Here is a 16,177-nt window from a genome sequence, read left to right on the forward strand (position 1 = left end):
TGATAGTTGTAACCCACCCGCGTCACCACACCCGCCGCTTTCGCCGCTAGACGCATGGCCTCGGCCTGTTCCAGATTCACCGCCAACGGCTTCTCGCAATACACCGGTTTGCCGGCGGCGAGGGCGGCCATGGCCATGGGGTAGTGCAGGTGATTGGGCGTGGTGATGGCGATCAGATTGACCTTGGGGTCATCGATCAGTTGCTGCCAGTCGCTATGAGCGGTGTCGAAACCCCAGGCATCGGCGCAGTGGCGGGCTCGCTGCGGATCGGCATCGGCCAGGGCGGCGAGTTTGAGCTTGAGGGGCAGTTCGAAAACCGCACTGACGTTGCGAAACGCCAAGGCATGGGCGCGGCCCATGAAACCTGTGCCGATGAGTCCGATACCGAGTTCGCGCATAGCCGGGGTCCTTTTGGAATTATATTTTCAGGAGGAGCTATTAATGGAATAAATATTCCTTGTTTGCAAATGGTGGAATTAAAATTCTTTCGCGTGGGCAAAAAAAGAAGGCAGCCCTAAGGCCAATGCCAGTCAGTTAAGCCGTAACACGATCTGTAGCAGCTGGCGAAGCCTGCGTTCGGCTGCGGAGCAGTCGTAAAACCTGAGCGCGAGGTCTTCCTGAAGCACCTCGTCGTCTGATTTCACGACTGCTCCGCAGCCGAACGCAGGCTTCGCCAGCTGCTACAAGGTTTGCGTTGCGGCTGAAATGGCTTAACTGATCAGCATTAGCCCTAAGGCTGCCTTTTGTTCATCCGGTAAATCGGATCAGGACAAGAACCCACCATCCACATTCAACGAAACCCCAGTGGTGTAACTCGACGCATCACTGGCCAGATACAACACCGCTCCCGCCATCTCACTCGGATCCGCCACACGCTTGAGCGGAATCTGTTGCAACGCGGTGTTCAAAATAGCCTCGTTTTTCACCAGCGCCGAAGCAAATTTGGTGTCGGTCAGACCCGGCAGCAGCGCATTGCAGCGAATGCCGAACTGCGCGCATTCCTTGGCGAACACTTTGGTCATGTTGATGACCGCCGCTTTGGTCACCGAATAGATGCCCTGGAAGATCCCCGGCGAGATGCCGTTGATCGAGGCGACGTTGATGATGCTGCCGCCGCCGTTTTCGCGCATCAGCTTGCCGGCTTCCACCGACATGAAGAAGTAACCGCGGATATTCACGTCGACGGTTTTCTGGAAAGCGCTGAGGTCGGTGTCCAGTACATTGCAGAACTGCGGGTTAGTCGCCGCGTTGTTGACCAGGATGTCCAGGCGCCCGAACTGTTCGCGGATGCCGGCGAAGACCTGGCTGATCTGTTCCATCTCACCGATATGGCAAGCCACGGCAGTGGCTTTGCCGCCGGCGGCGATGATCGCGTCAGCCACGTGCTGGCAGCCATCGAGTTTGCGGCTCGAGACGATGACGTGGGCGCCTTGCTGGGCCAGCAGTTTGGCGATGGCTTCACCGATACCACGGCTGGCGCCAGACACGAATGCGATTTTGCCGTCGAGGTCGAACAACTGAGTCTTGGACATGGTTTTTCCTTGTTATTGGGGCCAGTGGCGTGATCAGAGGCTGGATTTCGAAATGACTTGCAGGCTCATCTGCTCCAGCAGTTTGTTCATGTGAATGAACTGCGCGAAGCGTTTGTCCTGGGTCTGACCATGGAAGAAGCGGTAGTAGATCTGCTGCACGATGCCGGCCAGGCGGAACAGGCCGTAGGTGTAGTAGAAGTCGAAGTTGTCGATCTGGATGCCTGAACGCTCGGCGTAGTAATCGACGAACTCGCGGCGGGTCAGCATGCCCGGGGCGTGGCTCGGCTGGCGACGCATCAGTTGCACCGGTGCCGGGTCGTCGGCTTCGATCCAGTAGGCGAGGGTGTTGCCCAGGTCCATCAGCGGGTCGCCGAGGGTGGTCAGTTCCCAGTCGAGCACGCCGATGATGTCCATCGGGTTGTTCGGGTCGAGGATCACGTTGTCGAAGCGGTAGTCGTTGTGGACGATGCTGGAGGTCGGGTGATCGGCCGGCATCTTGTCGTTGAGCCAGGCTTTGACCGCTTCCCACTTCGGCGCGTCCGGGGTCAGGGCTTTCTCGTAGCGATCGCTCCAGCCTTTGATCTGTCGCGCGACATAACCTTCGGGTTTGCCAAGGTCGCCCAGGCCATAGGCTTTGTAGTCGACCCGGTGCAGCTCAACGAATTTGTCGATGAAACTCTTGCACAGCGTTTCGGTTTTCGCCGAATCCAGACCCAGTTCCGGCGGCAGTTCGGAGCGCAGGATGATCCCCTTGACCCGCTCCATCACATAGAACTCGGCGCCTATCACCGATTCGTCAGTGCAGTGCACGTAGGCTTTGGGGCAGTACGGAAAGCCATCACGGAGCTGATTGAGGATGCGAAATTCGCGGCCCATGTCGTGGGCGGACTTGGCCTTGTGGCCAAAGGGCGGCCGACGCAAGACGAACTCCTGTTCGGGGTATTCCAGCAAGTAGGTGAGGTTCGACGCACCGCCTGGAAACTGGCTGATCTGCGGCAAACCACTCAGGCCCGGAATGTGGGCCTTGAGGTACGGATCGATCAGGCTGGCATCGAGTTCTTCGCCGGTGCGGATACGGGTGGACTGATCAGTAAGCGCCATGCTTATCCCTTCTGCTTATTTTGGAGGCCTGAGACTATTGGTTAATCTAATGCGCACGCCCGACACCCACAACCACGAACGGCCCTTATAGGTGAGCGTGTTGCCGGGCAATCATTGTTTTTGATACACCTGTTTGAATGGTGGTCAGATCATGCTCGTCGTCGATGGCAGGGTAATCGGGGTCAATACCGGATTGCCGGTGAAGAACGCCACCAGATTGCGACCTACCAGCTCCACGGTGCCTTGAGTGGCTTCCGGGGACAAGCCGGCGACATGCGGGGTGAGGATCACATTGGCCAACGCCTTGAAGGCGTTGGGTATTTGGGGTTCTGTGTCGAAGACATCCAGCGCAGCGCCGGCAATCCTGCGCTGCTCGAGCGAGCTGATAAGGTCTGCGGTGACGATCACGCTGGCTCGGGCGATGTTGACGATGAATCCCTGGGGGCCCAAAGCGTCGAGTACCTGTCGGTTGATCAGGTGCTTGGTGCCCAGGCCGCCGGGGGTGGCGACGACCAAAAAGTCTGATTCCCGTGCCAACTCGGTGGGCGTCGAGCGGAAGCTGTACGGCACATCGCTGCGATGCTGGCGGTTGTGGTAACTGACCGTCATGTCGAAGCCGTGGGCGGCGCGTTTGGCGATGGCCATGCCGACCGCACCGAGGCCCAGAATGCCCAGGTGCTTGCCGGCCAGGGACGGGCGCATGATTTTCGGCCACTCACCCCGGCGCACGGCGGCGTCGCAACGGGGAATGTCACGTACCAGAGACAGCAGCATCGCCATGGCATGGTCGGCGACTGAAGAGGCATTGACTCCGGCGTCATTGGTGACCGTAATGCCCCGGTTGGCGGCCGCTTGCAGGTCGACGTGTTCGTAGCCGGCGCCGATCACGCAGATGATCTTGAGATTGGGCAGGGCGGCGATTTCGTCGGCATACAGGCCCAACGGGCCGCGGGTCAGCACTGCATCGATCTGCGCGCCATGGCGTTTAATGGCATCGGCGCGCTCGGCAGGTGTGGGAGCCAGAATCAGGTGAAAACCCTGATGTTCGAGAATCGGCAGGTAATCATTGATGGTTTCAACCAGTACCAGAACGGTTGCAGGCATGCTGGGCTCCTGTGGGCATCGGAAAGTCGGGGCTCGAAAGTTGCTTCAAAACGGTGCTTCAAATTGCTGATTGCGCAACGGTTTGGCATTTACCAACGATAGCAGGCTTGTGGCCTTCGACCTCAGTGTAGGAACGTTCCGTAGCGCTTACCTATCCACGGTGTTCAACACCTTTGCGAAGGCACCGTTCGGGAGAAACAACAAGGCCCCGTCCATTGCTGGCGGGGCCTTGGGTTCGCTGCGCTGTGTTTATCTCAGCCAGTCGGCGTCGCGGCCTTTTCAACGGCCGTGTCCGAGGTGAGAAATGTCCGGGCTGCGTCGAGAATTTCATCTGACAAGGCGTCACCCCGGGTTGCACGGGCCAGGGTCAGGGCGCCGACCATCAGCGAATAGTCCACCAACGCTTTTTGCCGATTGGTTTCGGGCTGATCTGCGCCCATCAGCGGCGCCAGCATCTGCAACAATGCCTCCAGCCCTTGGGTGTAGGTCTGGTGCAATCCGCTTTCAGCGGTTTCATGGCACATGTCGCCGGCAAACGCGGTCACCGGGCAGCTTTCGCCCGGATTATCGCGATTGGCCGCGGACAGGTAGGGCGCGATGATGCTCTCGCGAGCCGAGAGACTGTCGTCGTTATCCTCTATTTTCTGCTTCCAGCGTTCCATCGATTGGGTGAACGCCCGGCTGCACGCCTCTTGCGCCAGCGCTTCCCTGGATTCGAAGTGACCATAGAACCCGCCATGGGTGAGGCCGGCCGCGCCCATCACATCGACGACACTGATCCCGTGCAGGCCACGTTCGCGAAACAGACGCGTGGCGGCCTCGACGATGATCTCGCGGTTGAGTTCTGCTTGTTTGCGGGAGACTCGGGGCATTGGCGGCTCACAGGTATATAAAAGGTAGAAATCAGCTGGCGTATTGAGCAATGCCGTTGCCAAACGACCAGTTCTCTTTCTTTACCTCCACCAGATTGATGAATACATCTTCCAGGCGCACCGCCAGTTCCGCGTTAAGGCTCTCGGCAATGGTTTTGTAGAGGAGTTTTTTCTGCTCGATGGTGCGTCCTTCGCTCAGGGTGATCTGAATCACCACCAGATTGTCGGTGCGATTGATGCCCAGGTAGCCGGGATCAAAGATGAAATGCTGTTCATCGTGCTCGGCCAGAATCTGGAAGTTATCGTTCTCCGGCACGCCAATGGCGCTGTGCATGGCGGCGTAGATCAATTGCCCGACACGTTTGGCGTGAGTCGGGTCTTGATGCTTCTTGATGTCGACGCGAACGAGTGGCATGAGAGGGCTCCGAAATTAGGGTTGCCGGTCAGCAGTCGGGATCGAAATTACATGACGGCAATCCTTTATTAAATAGATTTTTTAAAACATCTATTTAATAACGGGTGCCAGAGGATCTGATCCGCACAACCACTCCTCAGCTAAGTCTTTGCTTCTGCTCATTAATCCCGGACAATCGCGCCCCTGTTTCGGCCAGGGCGCTGCCTGTCGGATTTTTCCGACTCGTCCTGACCGGGTAGCAACTGACCGGAATGCAGAGATCCCACCGGATGAATGATCAGGCCAATAGCGTCGACGAACGCTATGTATCGGCGACACCAGCGACGCTTGAGAGCTGGAATCGCCATGACACCACCTGGATGCTGGGCCTGTTTGGCACGGCCATCGGGGCTGGCACGCTGTTTTTGCCGATCAACGCGGGTCTGGGCGGCTTTTGGCCGTTGCTGGTCCTGGCGGTGTTGGCGTTCCCTATGACGTTTTACGCACACCGTGGCCTGACACGTTTTGTGTTGTCCGGACGCGAAGGCGCGGACATCACTGAAGTCGTGGAAGAGCACTTCGGGATCAAGGCTGGCGCGCTGATCACCTTGCTTTACTTCTTCGCGATCTTCCCGATCCTGCTGATCTATAGCGTGGCCCTGACCAATACCGTGGGCAGTTTCCTCGAGCATCAACTGCACATCATGCCGCCACCGCGCGCCGTGCTGTCGTTGGTGCTGATCCTCGGCCTGTTGGCGGTGGTACGTTGCGGCGAGCAGGTGATCGTCAAGGCCATGAGCCTGATGGTTTATCCGTTCATTGTTGCGCTGCTGTTCCTCGCGGTGTTCCTGATTCCCCACTGGAACGGCGGCATTCTCGCCACCGCGTCGACGCTGCCAGAACCGTCGGCACTGCTGCACACGCTGTGGCTGGCGATTCCGGTGATGGTGTTCTCGTTCAACCATTCACCGATCATCTCGGCGTTCGCGGTGGACCAGAAACGTCGTTATGGCGATCACGCCGAAGAGCGCAGCTCGCAGATCCTGTCCCGCGCCCACGCCTTGATGGTGGTGATGGTGCTGTTCTTCGTGTTCAGTTGCGTGCTGACACTGTCACCGGCGCAATTGGCCGAAGCCAAGGCGCAGAACCTGTCGATCCTGTCGTACCTGGCCAACCACTTCAGCAACCCGACCATCGCCTTCGCGGCGCCGTTGATTGCGTTTGTGGCCATTTCCAAGTCGTTCCTGGGTCACTACATCGGCGCCAGCGAAGGTCTTAAAGGTCTGATCGTGAAGAGTGGCAAGCGCCCGGCACCGAAGACCCTGGATCGCATGACTGCCGCCTTCATGCTGGTGGTCTGCTGGATTGTTGCCACGCTGAACCCGAGCATTCTCGGGATGATCGAAACCCTCGGTGGCCCGATTATCGCCGCGATCCTGTTCCTGATGCCGATGTACGCGATTCGCAAGGTTCCGGCCATGGCGCGTTATCGCGGTCAGGCTTCCAACGTCTTCGTGACGGCGGTGGGCCTGGTGGCGATTTCGGCGTTGATCTATTCGCTGAGCGCCTGATAGGCAAAGATCAAAAGATCGCAGCCTGCGGCAGCTCCTACTGGGATCGGGGTTGTATGCGGTCTGTGTAGGAGCTGCCGCAGGCTGCGATCTTTTGATTCCGGGGCATAAAAAAACGCCGCTCATCTCACGATGGGCGGCGTTTTTTATTGCGTTGCAGCGTTAGGCTTGAACGACCGGGATGTTGGCGTTCGCAGCAGCTTCACGGAACTCGGCGATCTGGTCGAAGGACAGGTAGCGGTAGACATCGGCCGCCATGCTGTCGATCTTGCCAGCGTATTCCATGTACTCCTCGACGGTCGGCAGGCGACCCAGGATGGAAGCAACAGACGCCAGCTCGGCCGAAGCCAGGTAGACGTTCGCGCCGTCACCCAGACGGTTCGGGAAGTTACGGGTCGACGTCGACACAACAGTCGAGTTCGGCTCTACACGTGCCTGGTTACCCATGCACAGCGAGCAGCCCGGCATTTCCATGCGCGCGCCGGCCTTGCCGTAGATGCCGTAGTAGCCTTCTTCGGTCAGCTGGTGTGCGTCCATTTTGGTCGGCGGCGACAGCCACAGACGGGTTGGAAGCTGACCTTTGACCTGTTCCAGCAACTTACCGGCAGCGCGGAAGTGGCCGATGTTGGTCATGCACGAACCGATGAACACTTCGTCGATCTTCTCGCCAGCAACGCTGGACAGCAGACGGGCGTCGTCCGGATCGTTTGGCGCGCAGAGCACAGGCTCTTTGATGTCGGCCAGGTCGATTTCGATGATTTCAGCGTATTCGGCGTCAGCATCGGCAACCATCAACTCAGGGTTGGCGATCCAGGCTTCCATCGCTTGAGCACGACGTTCCAGGGTACGCGCATCGCCGTAGCCTTCGCCGATCATCCAGCGCAGCAGGGTGACGTTGGAGCTCAGGTACTCGGTGATCGACTCTTTCGACAGCTTGATGGTGCAACCGGCAGCCGAACGTTCGGCCGAGGCGTCGGACAGCTCGAACGCTTGCTCGATGCTCAGGTTGTCCAGGCCTTCGATTTCCAGAATGCGGCCGGAGAAGGCGTTCTTCTTGCCTTTCTTCTCGACGGTCAGCAGGCCAGCCTGAATCGCGAAGTAAGGAATGGCGTGAACCAGGTCACGCAGGGTGACGCCCGGTTGCATTTTGCCTTTGAAGCGCACCAGGATCGATTCCGGCATGTCCAGCGGCATAACGCCGGTGGCGGCGGCGAACGCTACCAGACCGGAACCGGCCGGGAACGAAATGCCCATCGGGAAACGGGTGTGCGAGTCACCACCGGTACCGACGGTGTCCGGCAGCAGCATGCGGTTCAGCCAGCTGTGGATGATGCCGTCGCCCGGACGCAGGGACACGCCGCCGCGGGTCATGATGAAGTCTGGCAGGGTGTGGTGGGTGGTCACGTCGATCGGCTTAGGGTAAGCCGCGGTGTGGCAGAAGGACTGCATCACCAGATCGGTCGAGAAGCCCAGGCACGCCAGGTCTTTCAGTTCGTCACGGGTCATAGGACCGGTGGTGTCCTGAGAACCGACGGTGGTCATTTTCGGTTCGCAGTAAGTACCTGGGCGAACGCCTTTGCCTTCTGGCAGGCCACAAGCCTTGCCGACCATTTTCTGCGCCAGGGTGAAGCCCTTGCCGGTGTCGACAGGTGCTTCAGGCAGCTTGAACAGGTCGGTAGGGCCCAGGCCCAATTCGGCACGGGCCTTGTCAGTCAGGCCGCGACCGATGATCAGCGGGATACGGCCGCCAGCACGAACTTCGTCCAACAGCACCGGGGTCTTCATTTCGAAGGTGGTCAGGACTTCGTCAGTGCCGTGTTTGCAGACTTTGCCAGCATGCGGGTACAGGTCGATCACGTCGCCCATGTTCATGTTGGTAACGTCGAACTCGATTGGCAGTGCGCCAGCATCTTCCATGGTGTTGTAGAAGATAGGAGCGATCTTGCTGCCGAAGCAGAAACCGCCAGCACGCTTGTTCGGCACGTTAGGAACGTCGTCGCCGAAGAACCACAGTACGGAGTTGGTCGCCGATTTACGCGACGAACCGGTACCGACCACGTCACCGACGTAGGCGATCGGGAAGCCTTGACCGCGCATTTCTTCGATCTGCTTCATCGGGCCAGTCACGCCTTGGGCGTCAGGCACGATGCCTTCGCGGGCCATTTTCAGCATGGCCAGGGCGTGCAGCGGGATGTCCGGGCGGGACCAGGCGTCCGGGGCAGGGGACAGGTCGTCGGTGTTGGTTTCGCCGGTGACCTTGAACACGCGCAGGCTGATCTTGTCGGCCAGGACAGGGCGGTTTTTGAACCACTCGCCGTCAGCCCAGGATTGCAGCACGCCTTTAGCGTGAACGTTGCCGTTCTTGGCTTTTTCAGCGACGTCGTGGAAAGCGTCGAACATCAGCAGGGTGTGCTTGAGTTCTTCGGCAGCGACTGGTGCCAGTTCGGCGTCGTCCAGCAGATTGACCAGAGTCACGATGTTGTAGCCGCCCTGCATGGTGCCGAGCAGTTCAACAGCGCGTTTCTTGTCGATCAGAGGGGATTTTGCTTCGCCTTTAGCAAGGGCAGACAGGAAACCGGCCTTTACATAGGCTGCTTCGTCCACACCTGGCGGAATGCGATTGGTGATCAGGTCAACGAGGAAAGCTTCTTCGCCAGCCGGGGGATTCTTCAGCAGCTCGACCAGGCCTGCAGTTTGTTCGGCGTTAAGCGGCTGGGGAACGATACCCAGTGCTGCACGCTCTTCGATATGTTTGCGGTAGGCTTCAAGCACAGTTATTACCCTCATCAGTGGTCCCAAATGGGTGTCCGGGACGCTCATCCCGAAATTGCCGTACTCATGCGCTGCGTGGCGTTGTGGGCCACTTAGCCAGAATTACCGACAATTCCTTACAGAAGCTGCTTTCAAAGTTTTACGCCTGCAGAACGGGGAGCTGATGAGGGTTGGCGTAGAGCTTTTCCCCGCTGGAAAAACCCTTCGCCAACTCCGCTCTGAAGGAACGACTGTGCTCGTGACGCTTTGAAAACAGCTTCTAACGGACATTGGCGCCTTAAAAGGCTGGCTGATTCTACGGCAAAAAAAAATTAAAGGTAAGTTAGGCCCTCAAGATTGAGGGGTGATGAATGTTAGACAAAGGGCTAACATGCCGACCTGTTCTGCTTTCCCGTGCTCTCCCAACCTATGCCCAATCAGACCATCAAGACCCCCTGCGTCGGCCTCTGCTCCACTGTTTACGGTGATTTGGTGTGCCGTGGCTGCAAGCGTTTCCACCATGAAGTGATCAACTGGAATGGTTACAACGAGGAGGAAAAGCGCGCGGTGTGGCTGCGTCTTGAGCTGCTGCTGTCCCAGGTGATGGCCAGCAAGCTTGAAGTTTTCGATCCCCAGCGCCTGCGTCTGCAACTGGAGCAGCGCAAGATCCGCTTTGTGCCGCATCAGTCGGAATATTGCTGGGCGTATCAGTTGATCGCCCGGGGCGCGCGGGTCATCAACAATCTGGAAGCCTACGGGATGGTGCTGATGCCGGAGTTTCGCGACTGGAACCTGCCGGAACTGCGGGATGCCATTGATCGGGAGTTCTTTTTGCTCTCCGAGGCGCATTACCAGCGCTACATTGCGCCGGGCTTTCTCAAAGACGCCTTCGGCGGCTGATTTTTAAAGTCAAAAGATCGCAGCCTTCGGCAGCTCCTACAGAGGGATGCGATTCATGTAGGAGCTGCCGAAGGCTGCGATCTTTTGATCTTGCTTAATGCTGGGTCACAATCTCCTCCAGATGGTCCATGATCGTATCCGGCTTCAGCACCAGCACATCGCTCTCCACCGCATCCAGCACCACTTCCGCCGTGTTACCGATCAACGCTCCCGACAACCCGGACCGTGCGACAGTGCCAATCACCGTCACCGCCGCCTGCAGCTTGTGAACAATGAACGGAATCAACACATCCGCCGGACCTTCCTCGATATGCAGGTGCTCGTCATCAATGTCGAACTCGGCCTGAAACGATTTGCACTGTTCGCGATAGCGCGCCTCGATGGTTTCGCTAAGCTGCAACGTCGGGTCGGCCGCCGACAGCATCGGCGACGGATGGGCGCTGACCACGTGTAAATGGGCCTTGGCCAGGCTGGCGATGTCATAGCCGTGATCGATGATGGCGGCGTGCAGCGTACGGTGTTCGGCGTCGGTATTACCGACATCGATCGCCGCCAGAATGACGCCGCCTGTCCAGGGTTTCGAGGTTTTGACCAGCAGCACCGGCGTCGGGCAGTAACGCAGCAGTTTCCAGTCCGCCGGGGTCAGCAGGGCTTTTTTCAGCGGACTGTCGGGGTAATGCTGCTTGACCACCAGTCCGCAGCCTTCAGCCTGCTGCACATCGACGATGGTTTCGTGCAGGCTTTCGTTCCAGGCCTGCTCGGTGGTGACGCTGTAGCCGTCCTCGATCAGCGCGGCCTTGAGCACGCCCAACATGCCGCTGTGGTCATGCTTGCGGTCGCAGACCAGCAGATGCAAATGAGCCTGGGTCACGCCGGCAATCAGTTTGGCCCGTTTGAGCGCCAGGCTTTCCGAGTGTTCAGGTTCGAGGACCACCAGAATGCTGCGAATGGCTTGCATGAGCGGGATCTCCATGAAGTAAAAAATACTGCGTTGGACAACTATAGTTGCTGGCTGGCCATTCGGGACTTGATGTATATCAACGGTCGCGACTGGTGGTCTGCCGGCAGGCCGGTATAATCGGTGCCCTTCGATTTTGAACCTCTTATCCGTGAGCCCCATGATCCTTCCCGAAATTCACGAGTTCCTCGGCTGCCGCACCCCCGATGGCTGGGTTCAGGCCGCGCTGGCAGATCAGGAAACCCTGCTGATCGATCACAAAAACTGTGAATTCAAGGCCGCCAGTACCGCGTTGAGCCTGATCGCCAAGTATCACTCCCACGTCGATCTGATCAACCTGATGTCGCGTCTGGCCCGGGAAGAGCTGGTGCACCACGAACAGGTCATGCGCCTGATGAAAAAGCGCAAGATCGAGCTGCGTCAGCTGTCTGCCGGGCGCTACGCTTCGGGCCTGCGCAAAGTGGTGCGCAGCCACGAGCCGGTCAAACTGGTGGACACTCTGGTGGTCGGCGCCTTTATCGAAGCTCGTAGCTGCGAGCGTTTTGAGGCGCTGGTGCCGCATCTGGACGAAGAGCTGGGCAAGTTCTACTTCGGTCTGCTGAAAAGCGAGGCCCGACATTTCCAGGGTTACCTGAAACTGGCCTACCAGTACGGTGACGCCAAGGACATCGCCCAAGTGATCGAAAAAGTCCGCGCCGCCGAGCAGGAGCTGATCGAGTCGCCGGACGTGGAATTTCGTTTCCACAGCGGTGTGCCAGCCGCGGCCTGACGCTTTCGACCGAAAGTGTAAAAAACTCTTAAAAGAATGAAACATCTCCGAAAACCGGCCCCCGTGGCCGGTTTTTGCTGCCTGCGATAACCGTCCGGTCACCGATTGGCACCATAATGCCGGCCACTTCACACAAGGGTTGGCAGACGGGCGTTATGGATAACCTGGGTTTTGGCAAAGTACTGCTGGTGGAAGACGACGAAAAGCTCGCCGGGCTGATCGCGCATTTCCTGTCGCAACATGGCTTTGAGGTCCGGCAGGTGCACCGCGGCGACCTCGCATTGGCCGCGTTCCTCGAATTCAAACCGAAAGTCGTCGTGCTCGACCTGATGCTGCCGGGCCAGAGCGGTCTGCACGTGTGCCGCGAGATCCGCAGCGTGTCCGACACGCCGATCGTCATTCTTACCGCCAAGGAAGACGACCTTGATCACATCCTCGGGCTGGAGTCCGGCGCCGATGACTACGTGATCAAACCGATCAAACCGCCAGTTCTGCTGGCCCGGTTACGCGCGTTGCAACGCCGCCAGACGCCGGACAGCGGCGTGTGCAGCGCTCTGGAATTCGGCCATCTGAGCATTGATCGCAGCTGTCGCGAAGTGCGGCTGGCGGGTGAGGGCATCGAACTCACCACCATGGAGTTCGAACTGCTGTGGTTGCTGGCCAGCGCCGCCGGCAAGATTCTGTCCCGTGACGACATCCTCAACCGCATGCGTGGCATTGCGTTCGACGGTCTCAACCGCAGCGTCGACGTCTACATCAGCAAACTGCGGGGCAAGCTCAAGGACAACCCTCGAGAACCGGTGTGCATCAAGACCATCTGGGGCAAGGGTTACCTGTTCAATCCGTTTGCGTGGGAGTTGTAAATGCTGCGGTTATTTTTGGGGTTGTACCTGGTGCTGGCTGTGGGGTTGGTGTTGGCATTGCAGACGGTTGAGCACACGTTTAATGCACTGCTCGATGGGCAGATGCAGGCCTATAACCGCGAGGCGGTCCGTGGCCAGGCTTATTCGCTGGTGGAACAACTACGCGGGCTCGAAGGCCGGGGACGCGAACAACAGCTGGATGTGTTGCGCCCGCATTATGGCTTGGGGCTGAGCCTGGTCGAGTCCGCGGCATTGGCTCTCGATGATCGTGAAAAAGCCCTGTTGGCCGAAGGGAAACTGGTGATTCGGGAGAAGTACACCCAGTTCATTTCTTCGATCGACGGCGGCTCTCAACTGTTGAGTATCAAGCTGCCGGCCGAGCCGAGCCTGATGCCGTTCTACATCTGCGCCGCGTACCTGATGCTGGCCGGGCTGATCGGCATCGTGCTGTTTTTCTGGGTAAGGCCGCACTGGCGCGACCTGGAAAAGCTGCGTCTGGCGGCCGAGCGTTTTGGTGATAACGACCTGTCGTCGCGGATCCAGCTGTCCAAGCGCTCGAACATTCGCGACCTGGCCGAACACTTCAACCTGATGGCGGCGCGCATCGAAGGTCTGATTGCCAATCAGCGCGAGCTGACCAACGCGGTGTCCCACGAGCTGCGCACGCCGATTGCCCGGCTGTCGTTCGAGCTCGACCAGCTCAAGCAGCAACCCGATCCGGCCCAGAACCGTGAACTGATTGCCGACATGTACGCCGACCTCGGCGAACTGGAAGAGATGGTGTCCGAACTGCTCACCTATGCCAGCCTCGAGCGCGGCGCCACGGTGATCACTCGGGAAAACATTCAGGCCAGCAGTTGGCTCGACAGCGTGGTCGGCAGCGTCGCGCTGGAAGCTGAAGCCGCCGGCGTGCAATTGCTGATTGTCGAGTGTCAGGTCGATGAGGTCCGCATCGAACCGCGTTTCATGGCCCGGGCGGTGATCAACCTGCTGCGCAATGCCATTCGTTATGCCGATGAGCGGGTGGAAGTGTCGTTGGTGCGCACCGGTAATCACTACGAAGTGCGGGTCAACGACGACGGGCCGGGCGTGCCGATGGACGGGCGGGAGAAAATCTTCGAACCGTTCTCGCGCCTGGACGCCAGCCGCGACCGCCGCACTGGCGGCTTCGGCCTGGGGCTGGCGCTGGTGCGGCGGGTATCGCAATCCCATGGCGGGCAAGTGGAAGTGGCGGACTCGCCGTGGGGCGGGGCGTCGTTTCGCATGACCTGGGCGCACCAGGATTAATTGTGCCGCTCTTGCGGACCCCTTCGCGGGCAAGCCCGCTCCCACAGGATCGAGTCGTACACAAATTATGCGAACGACACAAACCCCTGTGGGAGCGGGCTTGCCCGCGAAGAGGCCACCAGTAACACCGCATGGTCAGAAGGTGTACACAACCTGCCCAGCCAACGATGTCTGCATCCACCGCTCAACAATCGGGCTATCCGCCGCATCGTTGGCCAGATATTGCACCGCCAGCACCGTCGTAAAACTCCATTCATCATTGATCGGCAGCGACCAGGTCAAATCCGCCCCGCGACTCACCAGCCCGCAATGTGTGTCATAAGCCCTGAACTGACTGCGCGACGCTTGGGCATCGCTGACGCCGTACCAGGTGCGCACGTAATTACTGTCACCAAACTGGCTATTGAGGCTGCCCACGACCTTGCCATAGTCACCTTCGTAAAACGGCGCGCTGATGCTCAGTTTCAACCGGTTCCAGGCCGAGCCGGTGTCATGATCGTCATCGTCTTTTTCCAAGGCGTGCTCAAAGCTCGCACCGAGAATAATCGGCCCCATGTGGTAAGTCCCGTCCAGCCCCAGCGTCGGGCGCGACTTGATCGAGCCCATGCCGTTCAGCTCATCCGAACCTTTGAACCCGGTCTTGCGATCCTTGCGCACATCACTGGCGCCGATGTACACGCTGAGGCCGAAGTCGTCCTCGTCAAACGCCCAGCCCAGACCCTTTTCAGTGTCCAGAAAGAATCCGTAAGGGCTGACGTCTTCAGCACGCAAAGAGTCGGTGGGAATGAACAGGCAAAGCGAAGTCAACGACAGAGATAGCGAGCGAAACATGGGAGCACCCGTGGGAGTTTGGATGCGCCCATGCTAGGCGGCTGCCGGGCAGCAATCTTTGACAGCTTTGTCGGGAAACTGTCAAAGACTGTGAACCGGCCTAGCGGCTCAAACCCAAGCGCTCATGCCACTCGGCGATGGATTCTTCGGGAAAAATATCGAACTGTTTGTCGCCAGGCTGCACCTCTGCCTCGACCCAAGGAGCCTTGGAGCCGAGCAACAAATGCGTATGTTCCGGTGGCACCGGCAGCGGGGTGTCGATGGCCGACGCAAACGGGTGAATCAACTCTGGCCACTCGGGGCTGAATATCCATAAGCCCGAGCCGCAGGCCGAGCAGAAATGTCGCTCCAGGCTGCTGCGGTGGGCGCGCTTCTCGCCTTCATCCTTGAGCCGCGCACGGTAAATCGCAACGTGCTTGCGCCCTCGCACTTTCAGGCTGTTGGCATCACCAGCAATATTGATCGCGTAGCCGCCACCGCCCTGGGTCTTGCGGCAGATCGAGCAGTAACAACGCTGATACGGGGTAGGGGTGGGCGCTGGTCAAACTGAACGACACCGCGCCGCAATGGCAGGAGCCTTCGAGCTGCATGGGAACCTCCGACGGGAGTTGGGCTTGCCCAAGACAGCCTAGACCTTCAGCGCCCCTCGACCGGTACGAGAATCGCATCGCCGGTCGCCACCAGTTTCAGTTGATCGCCGGTTTGCGCGAACAAATCGGCGCGGGCGAACACTTGCTTCTTGCCAGCCTTCACCACCTGACCCCGAGCGATGAACACTTCGCCGATGGCGGGTGCCAGGCAGTTCACTGAAAAATGTGAAGCCAGTACGTTGCCGGCGACCGTTCCGGCTGCGAATCCGCAGGCTGTGTCGAGCAGCGCGCCGATCAGTCCTGCGTGCAGGAAGCCTGCGTACTGCGCCATATCGCTCTCGCGAAAAGCCATCGTGAGCTCGGCTTCGCCGCTCTCGGCGCGAGTGACTTCGAAACCGGCCCAGCGGTTAAATGCTGAGGTTGAGTTGATCTGTTTGAGTGCGTTGAGCATGGCGAATCCCTCCGATTGAGGGGTCAACATGCGCCGGGTTTCGGGGGAAGTCATGGTGGATAAGGGAGGGTGATGGGGCGTTGGATTTGTGGTGAATGTGCCGTCGTCATCGCGAGCAAGCTCGCTCCCACAGGGGATCTCCTGTGTACACAAGCTCTGTGAGCGACATAGATCAAATGTGGGAGCGAGCCTGCTCGCGAAGA

The 16,177-nt window shown here is 59.0% G+C and carries 15 protein-coding genes and 1 pseudogene; 5 read left to right on the forward strand and 11 right to left on the reverse strand.

Translation table 11 applies throughout. The features are described 5' to 3' along the window. The 6 genes from WLY71_RS24010 to WLY71_RS24035 all read right to left on the reverse strand — a co-directional run. A partial coding sequence (locus WLY71_RS24010) for a Gfo/Idh/MocA family protein (RefSeq protein WP_347805529.1) occupies positions 1-398 on the reverse strand: 398 nt, incomplete at its 3' end. Positions 399-764: 366 nt separating this feature from the next. Then, positions 765-1,532, reverse strand: coding sequence for an SDR family oxidoreductase (locus WLY71_RS24015; RefSeq protein WP_008149805.1), 768 nt, complete (start codon positions 1,530-1,532; stop codon positions 765-767). A gap of 33 nt (positions 1,533-1,565) precedes the next feature. Further along, positions 1,566-2,633 carry a phosphotransferase family protein gene (locus WLY71_RS24020; RefSeq protein WP_347805530.1) on the reverse strand — a complete coding sequence of 356 codons (1,068 nt, stop codon included), beginning with the start codon at positions 2,631-2,633 and terminating at the stop codon, positions 1,566-1,568. Positions 2,634-2,777: 144 nt separating this feature from the next. Then, on the reverse strand, positions 2,778-3,737 hold the full coding sequence (locus tag WLY71_RS24025) for a 2-hydroxyacid dehydrogenase (RefSeq protein ID WP_347805531.1): 960 nt from the start codon (positions 3,735-3,737) through the stop codon (positions 2,778-2,780). A 254-nt stretch (positions 3,738-3,991) separates the two neighbouring features. Further along, positions 3,992-4,609 carry a TetR/AcrR family transcriptional regulator gene (locus WLY71_RS24030; RefSeq protein ID WP_347805532.1) on the reverse strand — a complete coding sequence of 206 codons (618 nt, stop codon included), beginning with the start codon at positions 4,607-4,609 and terminating at the stop codon, positions 3,992-3,994. A 31-nt stretch (positions 4,610-4,640) separates the two neighbouring features. Beyond that, positions 4,641-5,024 (reverse strand): tautomerase family protein, encoded by a 384-nt coding sequence (locus tag WLY71_RS24035; protein ID WP_046048875.1) that lies wholly within the window; start codon positions 5,022-5,024, stop codon positions 4,641-4,643. 269 nt (positions 5,025-5,293) lie between these two features. Here WLY71_RS24035 and WLY71_RS24040 point away from each other — a divergent pair, with 269 nt between their 5' ends. Continuing rightward, complete coding sequence (locus WLY71_RS24040; RefSeq protein WP_347805533.1) at positions 5,294-6,574, forward strand: serine/threonine transporter; 1,281 nt, start codon at positions 5,294-5,296, stop codon at positions 6,572-6,574. Positions 6,575-6,736: 162 nt separating this feature from the next. Here WLY71_RS24040 and acnB read toward each other — a convergent pair whose 3' ends face one another. Further along, positions 6,737-9,346 carry a bifunctional aconitate hydratase 2/2-methylisocitrate dehydratase gene (gene acnB, locus WLY71_RS24045; RefSeq protein ID WP_347805539.1) on the reverse strand — a complete coding sequence of 870 codons (2,610 nt, stop codon included), beginning with the start codon at positions 9,344-9,346 and terminating at the stop codon, positions 6,737-6,739. 408 nt (positions 9,347-9,754) lie between these two features. On the opposite strand from acnB, the gene WLY71_RS24050 reads away from it, so the two are divergent. Further along, a complete protein-coding gene (locus tag WLY71_RS24050) occupies positions 9,755-10,225 on the forward strand; it encodes a DUF1289 domain-containing protein (RefSeq protein ID WP_008149863.1) in 471 nt (156 codons plus the stop codon). A 94-nt stretch (positions 10,226-10,319) separates the two neighbouring features. Here the strand turns inward: WLY71_RS24050 and WLY71_RS24055 are convergent, their stop codons facing one another. Next, positions 10,320-11,183, reverse strand: coding sequence for a universal stress protein (locus WLY71_RS24055; protein WP_347805534.1), 864 nt, complete (start codon positions 11,181-11,183; stop codon positions 10,320-10,322). Between the two features lie 160 nt (positions 11,184-11,343). Here WLY71_RS24055 and WLY71_RS24060 point away from each other — a divergent pair, with 160 nt between their 5' ends. The 3 genes from WLY71_RS24060 to WLY71_RS24070 all read left to right on the forward strand — a co-directional run bounded on the left by WLY71_RS24060 (position 11,344) and on the right by WLY71_RS24070 (position 14,102). Further along, complete coding sequence (locus tag WLY71_RS24060) at positions 11,344-11,952, forward strand: MiaE family protein (protein WP_347805535.1); 609 nt, start codon at positions 11,344-11,346, stop codon at positions 11,950-11,952. Positions 11,953-12,107: 155 nt separating this feature from the next. After that, positions 12,108-12,815, forward strand: a complete 708-nt coding sequence (locus WLY71_RS24065; RefSeq protein ID WP_347805540.1) for a winged helix-turn-helix domain-containing protein — start codon at positions 12,108-12,110, stop codon at positions 12,813-12,815. After that, positions 12,816-14,102, forward strand: coding sequence for an ATP-binding protein (locus tag WLY71_RS24070; protein ID WP_347805536.1), 1,287 nt, complete (start codon positions 12,816-12,818; stop codon positions 14,100-14,102). It abuts the gene before it with no gap. Positions 14,103-14,237: 135 nt separating this feature from the next. Here the strand turns inward: WLY71_RS24070 and WLY71_RS24075 are convergent, their stop codons facing one another. The 3 genes and pseudogenes from WLY71_RS24075 to WLY71_RS24085 all read right to left on the reverse strand — a co-directional run bounded on the left by WLY71_RS24075 (position 14,238) and on the right by WLY71_RS24085 (position 15,974). Beyond that, complete coding sequence (locus WLY71_RS24075) at positions 14,238-14,933, reverse strand: MipA/OmpV family protein (protein WP_347805537.1); 696 nt, start codon at positions 14,931-14,933, stop codon at positions 14,238-14,240. A 100-nt stretch (positions 14,934-15,033) separates the two neighbouring features. Next, positions 15,034-15,523 (reverse strand): annotated as a pseudogene (locus WLY71_RS24080) (GFA family protein). A 46-nt stretch (positions 15,524-15,569) separates the two neighbouring features. Further along, positions 15,570-15,974, reverse strand: a complete 405-nt coding sequence (locus WLY71_RS24085) for a PaaI family thioesterase (protein ID WP_347805538.1) — start codon at positions 15,972-15,974, stop codon at positions 15,570-15,572. Positions 15,975-16,177 lie beyond the last annotated feature (203 nt).

The sequence above is a fragment of the Pseudomonas rossensis genome (assembly GCF_039888995.1).
Lineage (GTDB): Bacteria > Pseudomonadota > Gammaproteobacteria > Pseudomonadales > Pseudomonadaceae > Aquipseudomonas > Aquipseudomonas rossensis.

Bases quoted from the DNA above. Each gene is read 5' to 3' on its own strand.
- WLY71_RS24030 (WP_347805532.1), bottom strand. From the start codon at position 4,609: ATGCCCCGAGTCTCCCGCAAACAAGCAGAACTCAACCGCGAGATCATC.
- WLY71_RS24065 (WP_347805540.1), top strand. From the start codon at position 12,108: ATGGATAACCTGGGTTTTGGCAAAGTACTGCTGGTGGAAGACGACGAA.
- WLY71_RS24050 (WP_008149863.1), top strand. From the start codon at position 9,755: ATGCCCAATCAGACCATCAAGACCCCCTGCGTCGGCCTCTGCTCCACT.
- WLY71_RS24055 (WP_347805534.1), bottom strand. From the start codon at position 11,183: ATGCAAGCCATTCGCAGCATTCTGGTGGTCCTCGAACCTGAACACTCG.
- WLY71_RS24020 (WP_347805530.1), bottom strand. From the start codon at position 2,633: ATGGCGCTTACTGATCAGTCCACCCGTATCCGCACCGGCGAAGAACTC.
- WLY71_RS24035 (WP_046048875.1), bottom strand. From the start codon at position 5,024: ATGCCACTCGTTCGCGTCGACATCAAGAAGCATCAAGACCCGACTCAC.
- WLY71_RS24015 (WP_008149805.1), bottom strand. From the start codon at position 1,532: ATGTCCAAGACTCAGTTGTTCGACCTCGACGGCAAAATCGCATTCGTG.
- WLY71_RS24070 (WP_347805536.1), top strand. From the start codon at position 12,816: ATGCTGCGGTTATTTTTGGGGTTGTACCTGGTGCTGGCTGTGGGGTTG.
- WLY71_RS24085 (WP_347805538.1), bottom strand. From the start codon at position 15,974: ATGCTCAACGCACTCAAACAGATCAACTCAACCTCAGCATTTAACCGC.
- WLY71_RS24075 (WP_347805537.1), bottom strand. From the start codon at position 14,933: ATGTTTCGCTCGCTATCTCTGTCGTTGACTTCGCTTTGCCTGTTCATT.
- WLY71_RS24040 (WP_347805533.1), top strand. From the start codon at position 5,294: ATGAATGATCAGGCCAATAGCGTCGACGAACGCTATGTATCGGCGACA.
- WLY71_RS24025 (WP_347805531.1), bottom strand. From the start codon at position 3,737: ATGCCTGCAACCGTTCTGGTACTGGTTGAAACCATCAATGATTACCTG.
- WLY71_RS24060 (WP_347805535.1), top strand. From the start codon at position 11,344: ATGATCCTTCCCGAAATTCACGAGTTCCTCGGCTGCCGCACCCCCGAT.